This is a genomic window from Candidatus Zixiibacteriota bacterium (genome assembly GCA_022865345.1).
GTDB lineage: Bacteria > Zixibacteria > MSB-5A5 > MSB-5A5 > RBG-16-43-9 > RBG-16-43-9.
In genome coordinates this window covers 23,952-34,296 of record JALHSU010000026.1, presented here as the reverse complement: position 1 = coordinate 34,296, position 10,345 = coordinate 23,952, and the positions used below count along the sequence as shown (strand labels likewise).

The 10,345-nt window shown below is 44.8% G+C and carries 8 protein-coding genes; all 8 read right to left on the bottom strand.

Translation table 11 applies throughout. From position 1 onward, the window contains the following. Nucleotides 1-1,298 (bottom strand): NADH-quinone oxidoreductase subunit M (locus MUP17_01190; protein ID MCJ7457589.1); only part of this gene is annotated, 1,298 nt, incomplete at its 3' end. Between the two features lie 275 nt (nt 1,299-1,573). Further along, nucleotides 1,574-3,481, bottom strand: coding sequence for an NADH-quinone oxidoreductase subunit L (nuoL, locus tag MUP17_01185; protein ID MCJ7457588.1), 1,908 nt, complete (start codon nt 3,479-3,481; stop codon nt 1,574-1,576). Nucleotides 3,482-3,771: 290 nt separating this feature from the next. Beyond that, the gene (nuoK, locus tag MUP17_01180) at nt 3,772-4,074 is read right to left on the bottom strand and encodes an NADH-quinone oxidoreductase subunit NuoK (GenBank protein ID MCJ7457587.1); all 303 of its coding nucleotides are present in this window, start codon (nt 4,072-4,074) and stop codon (nt 3,772-3,774) included. Next, on the bottom strand, nt 4,075-4,578 hold the full coding sequence (locus MUP17_01175) for an NADH-quinone oxidoreductase subunit J (protein MCJ7457586.1): 504 nt from the start codon (nt 4,576-4,578) through the stop codon (nt 4,075-4,077). Between the two features lie 3 nt (nt 4,579-4,581). Next, a complete protein-coding gene (gene nuoI, locus MUP17_01170) occupies nt 4,582-5,049 on the bottom strand; it encodes an NADH-quinone oxidoreductase subunit NuoI (protein ID MCJ7457585.1) in 468 nt (155 codons plus the stop codon). A 1-nt stretch (nt 5,050) separates the two neighbouring features. Beyond that, nucleotides 5,051-6,034 (bottom strand): NADH-quinone oxidoreductase subunit NuoH, encoded by a 984-nt coding sequence (gene nuoH, locus MUP17_01165; protein MCJ7457584.1) that lies wholly within the window; start codon nt 6,032-6,034, stop codon nt 5,051-5,053. Between the two features lie 180 nt (nt 6,035-6,214). Next, nucleotides 6,215-8,872, bottom strand: a complete 2,658-nt coding sequence (gene nuoG, locus MUP17_01160) for an NADH-quinone oxidoreductase subunit NuoG (protein MCJ7457583.1) — start codon at nt 8,870-8,872, stop codon at nt 6,215-6,217. A gap of 196 nt (nt 8,873-9,068) precedes the next feature. Next, nucleotides 9,069-10,343 carry an NADH-quinone oxidoreductase subunit NuoF gene (gene nuoF, locus MUP17_01155; GenBank protein ID MCJ7457582.1) on the bottom strand — a complete coding sequence of 425 codons (1,275 nt, stop codon included), beginning with the start codon at nt 10,341-10,343 and terminating at the stop codon, nt 9,069-9,071. Nucleotides 10,344-10,345 lie beyond the last annotated feature (2 nt).

The following is a 10,345-nucleotide window of genomic DNA, read 5'->3' as shown; positions in this document are numbered from 1 at the left end:
CTCTGGATCATCCAGAGCATATAGACTGCGGCTAAGATAATTCCAATAGCTCCCAGAACAGCATAAACTGTTTTAGATTTAAAAACACCTAAGAGGATTAGAAATTCCCCCACAAAACCATTTGTCCCTGGCAACCCGATAGAGGATAAAGTTACAATAACAAAGAATGCCGCAAAAACCGGAACCACTTTAGCGATTCCTCCATATTCCTCGATCAGGCGGGTGTGTCTTCTCTCGTAGATCATTCCAACGATTAAGAATAGAGCACCTGTGGAGATACCGTGATTTATCATCTGCAAAATCCCACCTGAGATCCCCTGCATATTCAGGGCAAAAAGACCTAACATCACAAAACCCAAATGGCTCACGCTGGAAAAAGCCACCAGGCTTTTTATATCTTTCTGCATGGTGGAGACTAAAGCCCCGTAGATTATCCCGATAATCGCTAAGATGGAGAAAAGCGGAACAAAGCTCATAAAAGCGTTCGGGAACAAGGGCAGACAGAATCTTAAGAAACCGTAAGTCCCCATTTTCAGCAAAACCCCGGCTAAAAGTACGCTTCCTGCAGTTGGTGCCTCCACGTGAGCGTCCGGAAGCCAGGTATGAAAAGGAAACATCGGAACCTTGATGGCGAAAGCTAAGGCAAAGGCCAAAAATAACCAGAACTGTGCCCCAAAGGGAATCGGAAGTTGGAGAATTTTCAGAAGATCGAAACTGTATTCACCAGTGTAACTATAGTTCATAAAATAGAGGACTAAAATAGCCACTAACATAAAAATGCTTCCCAGCATAGTGAAAAGGATAAATTTGATGGTAGCATAAATCTTACGAGGACCTCCCCAGATTCCTATCAGAAAATACATCGGAATTAACATCCCCTCCCAGAAAACGTAGAACAGGAACAGGTCCAAGCTGACAAAAACGCCGATCATCCCGGCTTCTAAGAAAAGCATAGTGACCATGTACCCTTTTACCTTCTCCTGAATTGCACTCCAGGATGAAAGTATCGCCAGGGCTGAAAGAAAAGTGGTCAATAGCACCAGAAACAAACTAATCCCGTCTATACCCAGATGGTAGTTTATTCCCAGGCTTTGAATCCAGGTCCGGTTGATCTCAAACTGAAACCCATTTTCAGGGATGAAATTAAAGTAAAGGTAAAGGGACAGGATAAAATTTATTAAAGCTATCACAAAGGCAAATGATTTTATCAGACCGTGCTTTTCCCTGTTTACCAAAAGGAGCAAAAGCGCACCGATAATCGGTATGAAGATCAAAAGGGATAAGATATATTCTGCCATATCCATTTTAATTTTAATGTAGCGGAGGTCTTAAGACCTCCATTTCTTTCCGTAGCGCCCGTAGGGCAATGCGACCCTGAAAGGGTCGCGCTACGTAATTCGAAAAACCTTTTATGGAAGGCTAAAGCTTTCCGCTACTTTTATAATCACCTCAATATACCTCGTTCATAGCCACTTTAGTGGCGTGACCTCACCCTAACCCTCTCCTTGCAAAGGAGAGGGGAAAACCTGACTAAAGTCAGTTAGAACGCATAAGGGTCGCGCTACGAAAGTAATCACCTCAATATGAAATAAGCCAGAATCAGGAGCACTCCGAAAACCATACCTAAGGCATAGTTACGCACGTACCCGGTCTGGACTTTTCTGCCTATACCTGCAAACCAGTTAACTGTATTGGCTAACCCGTTGGCAAATCCATCGATTACTTTCACGTCAAAGAACTGCCAGAGGAAAGTGGCAAACTTAAGCAACGGGTTGACAACGACCTTGAAATAAAGCTCATCCACATAATATTTATTCAAAAGAAGTTTATAAGGAAAACTGAATCTCTGTGCCAGGCTTTTTGGAAGGTCCGGACTCTTGACATAAAATCTGTAAGCAAAGAAGATACCCAGCAAAGCCACGACAACAGATAGCGCCATCAGAAGATATTCAGTAGAAGCTGGATGTAAAATCATCTCTCCTTTTTCACCAAAGACCGGGCTTAAGAAACTCTCAAAGTTGTTTCCGCCTCCTAATGATTTGGGAATCCCTATGTATCCACCGATAACTGAAAGGACTGCCAGGACGGCAAGAGGAACAGTCATAATCTTTGGGGACTCGTGGATATGAGATTTTATCGATTCATCCACTCTTGACTTCCCAAAGAAGGTTAAGAAGAAAAGCCTGAACATATAGAAAGCAGTCATCCCTGCAGTGACCAGACCGATAATCCACAAAATTAAATTACCCTGAGAAAACGCTTTCCATAAAATCTCATCCTTGCTGAAAAAACCGGAGAATAAAGGTATCCCGGAAATCGCTAAAACTGCGGCAAACATCGTCCAGAAAGTAACCGGAAGCTTATTCTTGAGTTCTCCCATCTTCTGCATATTCAGCTCACCTGATAGAGCATGCATCACACTTCCCGCTCCTAAAAAGAGCAAAGCCTTGAAAAAAGCATGAGTCATCAGATGGAAAATCCCGGAGGCAAAAGCGCCCACTCCGCATCCCAGGAACATATAACCAAGCTGGCTGATAGTTGAATAAGCCAGAACCCTTTTTATGTCGTTCTGCACCATTCCGATTGAAGCGGTGTAAAGTGCGGTAACAGCCCCAATGACTGCAACCAGACCCATAGTGAATGGAGCAAGCTGAAAAAGAACGTGACATCTGGCTACCATATAGACACCAGCAGTCACCATAGTGGCTGCATGGATCAAAGCAGAAACCGGAGTTGGTCCTTCCATCGCATCCGGCAGCCACACATAGAGCGGAATCTGGGCAGACTTCCCCACTGCTCCCATAAATAAAAGCAGGGTGATTGCAGTTGCCAGCCCGCCGCCAACTGTGAGAAGAGAAGGAGCTTGAGAGAATACCTCTGAATAGTTGAGCGTACCAAAGGTCCAGAAGATAAGCATAATACCCAGGGCAAATCCAAAATCCCCTATCCGGTTGACGATGAAAGCTTTTTTAGCCGCATCTGAGGCAGACTTCTTTTCATACCAGAAGCCTATCAGAAGGTAAGAGCATAAACCCACACCCTCCCAGCCTAAATAAAGTAAAAGGAAGTTGTTGGACAGAACCAGGGTCAGCATAAAGAAGACGAAAAGGTTCATAAAGGAGAAAAATCTGGCAAAACCTTTATCTCCCGACATATAGCCAACTGAATAGACGTGAATGAAAAAACCGACTCCGGAAACCACCAAAATCATCACACAGGATAAGGGGTCTAAAAGGAAAGAAACATTGATCTTAAAAAGTCCGGAATAAATCCAGGGGAAGACAACTCTCTCGATAATCCTATGCTCTGCAGGGAGAAACAGAAGCTCAAAGAGAATTTTAACGGAGATAAGGAACGAAACCCCAATCGTGCCACACCCGATCAAGGAAACTAGGGTCTTCCCTAATTTTCTCCCCAAAATCCCATTGATGACAAACCCGATCAAGGGAAGCAACGGTATTAACCAGATATATTCTATCATATTTTACTCTGTTTTTCGTAGCGCGACCCTTTTAGGGTCGCATTGCGAGGCTGAAAGCCTCGCGCTACGTTTCTCCAGATGGGCGAGGGAACCTCGCCCCTACATTTTCTCCTTGTATTCCGAAGCAAGCTGAAGCCTTGCCCTACGTTCTCTTCATTTGTCATTCTGAGGGAGTCAATTTTGACGGACGAAGAATCTCAGATTCTTCGTCCGCCCTTGGCGGACTCAGAATGACAATTAATCTCCGTCAGGCTCACGTCATTTTTTTCCCTTGAACCCTTGAACCTTTTTTACCATTTCATCAAATTCCCATCATCCACGTTAGCGCTTTTTTTATTTCTGTAGAAAAGGATTATAATCGCCAGACCCACTCCCGCTTCTGCCGCCGCTACAGTCATAACCAGGAACACTATTACCTGCCCGGATAAAGACCCCATCTCCCTGGCAAAGGCAATAAAAGCTAAATTCGCCGCATTCAGCATAATCTCTATTGACATAAAAACCACCAGAACGTTTCTCCGGATCAAAAACCCTAAAACCCCGATAGAGAAGAGTATCCCGCTCAAGAGCAGATAATAAGTTACCGGCACCATCTATTCTTCCCTCCGGGCTAAAAAAAGTGCCCCAATCATCGCAATCAAAAGGAGTATCGAGGTGATCTCAAAGGGGAAAAGATAAGTAGAGAAAAGGAGCCTGCCCAGCGCGCTGGCTGTCCCGAAATCCTCTGCCACTTGCAAAGACTCTCCAGTCTTGCCGAAAAGTGCATACCTGACCACAAAGAAAAGCTCCACTACCAGAAGGAGAGAGAAAACCAGCCCGAAGAATCTCTGCAGTTTCCTTTTTTCCGGACCGAACTCGTCCTTTCTTAAGTTCAAAAGCATAATCACGAAAATGAAAAGGATCATTATGGCGCCTGCATACACGATGATCTGGATAAAAGCCAGGAAGTAAGCCTTTTGCAAAATGAATAGGATGGCGATACTACCCAGAGTCACGATCAAAGACAGGGCGCTGTAGACCGGATTCCTCTGCAGGATAACCATCAAAGCTGAGGCAATTGCCACAAGTGCCAGGATTATGAAAAGAGCAAGTTCCATATCTTAATCTATCTCCCCTCCGAGAGCTTTTTTTCTGTCTTTGACGCTTTTTGGAAAAAGTGCCAGAAGCATTTCCTTGGTGTAGATATAATCGTTCCGGTTATCATAGGTGAACTCATATTCTCTGCCTAAGAAGATGGCATTTTCCGGGCAAGCCTCCTCGCACCATCCGCAGAAGATACATCTCAGCTCGTTGATCTCATAAACCTTGGGATACCTCTCCCCACCCTCGATCTCTTCTCCTTCCATATAAATGCATTCGACCGGGCAGGCAGCTGCGCATAATCCGCAGCAGACGCATCTTTCTTTTCCGTCATCATACCGTGCCAAATAATGCAGTCCCCGATAGCGGGGAAGCATCTCCCTTTTTTTCTTTGGGTATCTGTCAGTTACCGGCTTTTTGAAAATATGCTTGAAGGTTACGCTTAAACCTTTGATCAATGCCAGTATATATTTTACAAAATTGAACATATTAATATACCAGTACTATTCCAGTGATAAAAATGTTAAGTATAGCTAATGGAAACAAGACTTTCCACCCGAAATTCATCAGTTGATCGTACCTGAACCGGGGCAGGGTCGCCCTGATCCAGATGTAAAGGAAAAGTAATGCGAAAACCTTTATGAAAAACCAGACAAATGACGGCAGCAGAGGTCCCTGCCATCCGCCTAAGAACAGGGTTGTGGTGAGCGCGGAGATGTTGATCATATTCCCATATTCGCCCAGGAAGAATAAGGCGAATTTCATACTCGAATACTCGGTATAATAGCCAGCCACTAACTCGTTTTCTGCTTCCGGCAAATCAAACGGTGCCCGGTTATTATCCGCTATGCCGCAGATTAAGAAAAGTATGAAACCCAAAGGCTGGCGGAAGATATACCAGTGAAAGAAACTATCCTGGGATTTCACAATTTCGACCAGGTCAAGACTTCCTGAGATCATCAAAAGCCCGATTAGGGAAAGACCCAGAGAGACCTCATAGCTAATCGCCTGGGCAGTTGATCTGACCCCTCCGATAAGCGAATATTTGTTGTTGTAGGACCAGCCGGCTAAAACTATACCGTAGACTGCCACTGAGAAGACTGCCAAGATATACAGTACACCAACATTTAAGTCAGACACGACCAACTGTATCTGTTTCCCGAATAAAGTTATCTCGTTACCTATTGGAATGACCCCGAAGAGTATAAAGGCAGGCACAAAAGTCAAAAGCGGAGCAATTGTGTAGACCAGCTTGGAAGCAGACGACGGAGTAATATCTTCTTTAAAGAAAAGTTTGAGACCATCTGCAATCGGCTGGAGAAGCCCGAAAGGTCCCACATAAGCCGGTCCAAGCCTGACCTGAAAGTCGCCCAACAGCTTCCTTTCCAGCCAGGTAAGATAAGCCATCCCCCCCAGCCAGATCGCCAGGAAAACAGCTATCTTGATTGACGTTATTATCAGAAATTCAAGCATAATTGCCTATCCTGCCTTATCGCTATGGCGCGATTTCAGAACAGATTTGAACATGCATATGGGCGTACAACTGGACGCCCTGTAGATCCGCGTAGGGACGCCCTAGGGGACGGGTGGAGACAAGCTCCACCCCTACGTGACCTTATCTCTATTATGAACGTAGACTCGACCATATATTCTCTATCCTACCCTGTTCAACTTCACCCTGTCAACTAACTTGTCTTTGTCCAAAAGAGCATTCACTTTGATCTCCATAAAATTGTGTGGAATGAAAACCGTTCCCGGGTTTATGCATTCATCCGTTTTTACCTTTATTTTTATTTTCCCCTTGGGCGATTCTACAAAGACTTCCTCTCCGGTTTTCAAGTTGAGCTTCTCAGCATCCAGAGGATTTATCTGGCAGAAGCCTTCTGGAACAATCGAACAAAGGTTGGATGACTTGTTGGTTAGCTTTCCGGAATGATGAGCCAGACTTCCGGTAAGCAGAATGAAGGGATATTCATCGTCCACAGGCACCTCTTCAAAATCGACTGGCAGAAGTTGAGAGGTTTTGTTTAAGAAATTATCCGGCAATAGCTCGGTTGTTCCCGGATCATTCAGATTCAGGCAGGGCCATTGAATGCCGCAGTCGTCCAGACGGTCAGCTTTTATTCCCCCGTAGATCGGTGAGACCTGGGCGATCTCCTCAGTTATCTGGAAAGCCGATGGGTAATGCTGTTTATGCCCCATAAGGGTGGAAAGCTCGCAGATTATCTCCCAGTCAGATTTTGCTTCCCCGGGTGGAACTAAAGCCCGGCAGAGTTTCTGCACTCTTCTTTCCACATTGGTGAAAGTCCCTTCTTTTTCAGCAAAAGCTGCGGCCGGCAGAACCACGTCCGCCAACTTTGCACTCTCGGTCAGGAAGATATCCTGAACCACCAGAAAATCTAATTTCTTCAGAGTATCTTCGATATACCCGCGATCCGGAAAACTCTCAACCGGGTCCTGTCCCATTATATATAGCCCTTTTATCTTTTCAGCATTTATACCTAATAAAATTTCATTATAATTCAAACCTCTCTCTTTGGGTATGGGCGAATTCCAGATTTTCTCCAGCCTTTCTCTTCCCACTTCATCTTCAACCGGAACAAATCCAGGCAGCCTGTCAGGTAAAAGACCCATATCCAGAACTCCCTGAGAGTTATTGTTTTCCCACAGCAGATTAAACCCTGAATATTTCTCTCCCCATTTTCCAGTAGTTAGCAGAAGATTATTGAATCCCTTTAAAATCGCTTCTGCCTGCAGACTGTCGCTAATCCACCTGCCACAGAAAATCATCAAGCTTTCGCTTGCGGCTATTTTTCTTGCAAAATCTTTAATCTTTTCTTCCCTTACTCCGGTCAATTCTGACACCTTAGAAAGTGGATAGTTCTCCAGACTCTGTTTCAGCCCTTCTATTTCTTTTTCGCTTACCTTAGAGGATATTAATTTTTCATCGAAGATGGTTTTTAGTAACCCATTGATCAAGAAGCCCTCGGTCCCATAGTTATAAATCATCTCTTTTTCAGCCATGGAGCTGAATTTTATCTTCTTTGGATTAGCTATCAGTAGACTGGCGCCATTTTCTTCTCTGAGGATTGACTTCCTTACCCTCAAGCTGATTATAGGATGTTCCGAATTTAAGTCCGAGCCGAAAATTAAGATAGTTTTTGCTTTTTCTATCCCTTCTATCGAATTGGTCATTGTGTAAACCTGCGAATATTCAAAAAGAGCAGGGCTAGACAGCACCTTCTTGGTTTTTGCTCTGAAGTCTAAGTTGTTTGATCCTAAAATCGTTCTGAAGAATTTCTGAAAGATGTAATTATCCTCATTAGTTGCTCTTTCCGAGCCAAAACCGGCTAAAGCTTTGGGACCATATTTCTCTTTTATCTCTATCAGTTTGGAGATCAGAAGACCGTAAGCCTCTTCCCAGTTCGACTCGGCCAATTTTCCATTTTTTTTGACCCAGGGAAATTTTATCCTTTCCGGATTGCCGACTACATCATAGCCCCATCTCCCCTTATCGCAGATGAAACCCTCATCCACTTTATCGTTTCTTCTGGAGGTTCCCCGGTAGAGCTTGTTCAATCTTGCCCATAAAGTGAGATTACATCCATCCCCGCAGAAAGGACACACGCTTTTTACCTGACTGGCAGTCCAGGGCCTGATCAGATACCGCCAGGACTTGGCAGTCAAAGCCCCAACCGGACAAATCTCCACAGTGTTGCCGGAATAAACATTGGCAATAGGTATAGCAGGCAGGACGTTTATCTCGCTTCTCCACCCTCTTATAAAAGCACCCATATCGTATTCGCCTGCAATTTCCTTTAAGAAGCGGATGCATTTCAAACAATATATGCAGCGGTTCTGATTTCGGATTACCTGTGGCCCAATCTTCAGGTCATCAAAAGTGGAGGTCTGGTCTATGATATATCTTCTTTTTTCTTCAACGAACCTGTTCCGGTCAGTCCCATATTTGAAGGTGATCTCCTGCAGGTCACATTCTCCTCCTTTATCACAGGTGGGGCAGTCCAGCGGATGGTTGATCAGCAGAAACTCTATTATTCCTTTGCGGGCTTTGATCACTTTGGGCGTATTGGTCCACACCACCATACCCTGAGTAACTGGAGTGTTACAGGCAATCATCAGCTTGTGCACTTTCTCCACCTCTACCAAGCAGACCCTGCAGCCACCTAAGATTTTCAACTTCTCATGCCAACAGAAAGTAGGAATATCGACCCCTACCTTCTTTGCCGCCTGCAGGATGGTCTTCCCCTCTTCTACCTCAACCGGCTTATTATCTATGGTTAGACTTATCATCTCTTATTTCTCAGATGTCATTCTGAGGGAGTCCCTTTGGACGGCCGAAGAATCTCCTCCAAGGTCAAATTCGGCAGATTCTTCGTCCCGCCATCAACGGGACTCAGAATGACAAATGATGGTTGTTCTTATTTTTTCGTCTCCCGTCTTACGTCTTCTTTTTTTCCTTCCCTTGAACCATTGAACCTTTGAACTTTTAAACCTTTTTTTCAAAAGGACACCGCTTATTCTTTATATGGTCCTCATACTCTTGTCTGAAATGCTCTATGGTGCTTGTCACCGGCATAGTCGCAGACTCGCCCAAGGGGCAGATCGTTTTCCCGTAAATGTTATCGCTTAAATCCAAGAGCAGGTCAAGGTCTTCCATCCTTCCTTTACCATCCTCGATTCTCTGCATTATCTTTGAAAGCCAGTAGGTTCCCTCCCGGCACGGAGTGCACTCTCCACAGGATTCAAATTCGTAGAATTTCACCAGTCTTAAGGTAGCTTTCACCATACAGGTATCCTCGTCCATTATTATCACCCCACCACTTCCCAAGGCAGAACCTGCTTCAGCCACAGACTCAAAATCTAATTTCACATCGACTTTGCTTGCTGGCATTACCCAACTGGAAACCCCACCTGGTATAATGGCTTTTAGCTTCTTTCCGTTTCTTATTCCTTCACCATAGTCGTAAATCAGCTCTTTTAAAGGTATTCCCATAGGAAGCTCGTAATTCCCCGGCTTATTGACCCGACCTGATAAACAGAATATCTTGGTCCCTGTGCTCTTGAGCGTACCGATTTTGGCAAACCATTCCGCACCGTTAAGTATGATGTGAGGCACGTTGGAAAGAGTCTCCACGTTATTCACTGCAGTGGGACAGTTGTAACATCCTGCCACTGCCGGATAAGGAGGCCTGAGCCTGACCAGAGGTCTTATACCTTCTATGGATGAGAGAAGCGAGGTCTCCTCTCCGCAGATATAAGCACCTGCACCTCGATACAAAATCAAGTCCAGATCATAACCTGAGCCTAAGATATTTTTGCCCAGATAACCTTTATCGTATGCTTCCTTTATAGCCTGCTCCAGCCTTTTTGCCCCGAAGCCAAACTCAGCCCGGATATAGATAAAGGAGATATACGCACCTATTGCATAACTTCCTATGATAATCCCCTCGATCAACTGGTGAGGGTCTTTCTCTATTAATTCCCGGTCTTTAAAAGTACCTGGCTCGCTTTCATCCGCATTGCAGATTAGAAACCGTGGCTTGGGCGAATCAACCGGCACAAATCCCCATTTGGCACCAGTTGAAAACCCTGCTCCACCTCTTCCTCTTAATCCGGATTTTTTGACAACCTCGATCACCTGAGCCGGAGAAAGCTCTCTCAGGGTTTTGGGCAGTGCCTGGTACCCTCCGTTTTTCAAATAGGTGTCGATCCTGTGCTGTTCTGGTTCGTCGATATGCTTGAAAACTATTTTCGTGGACATAA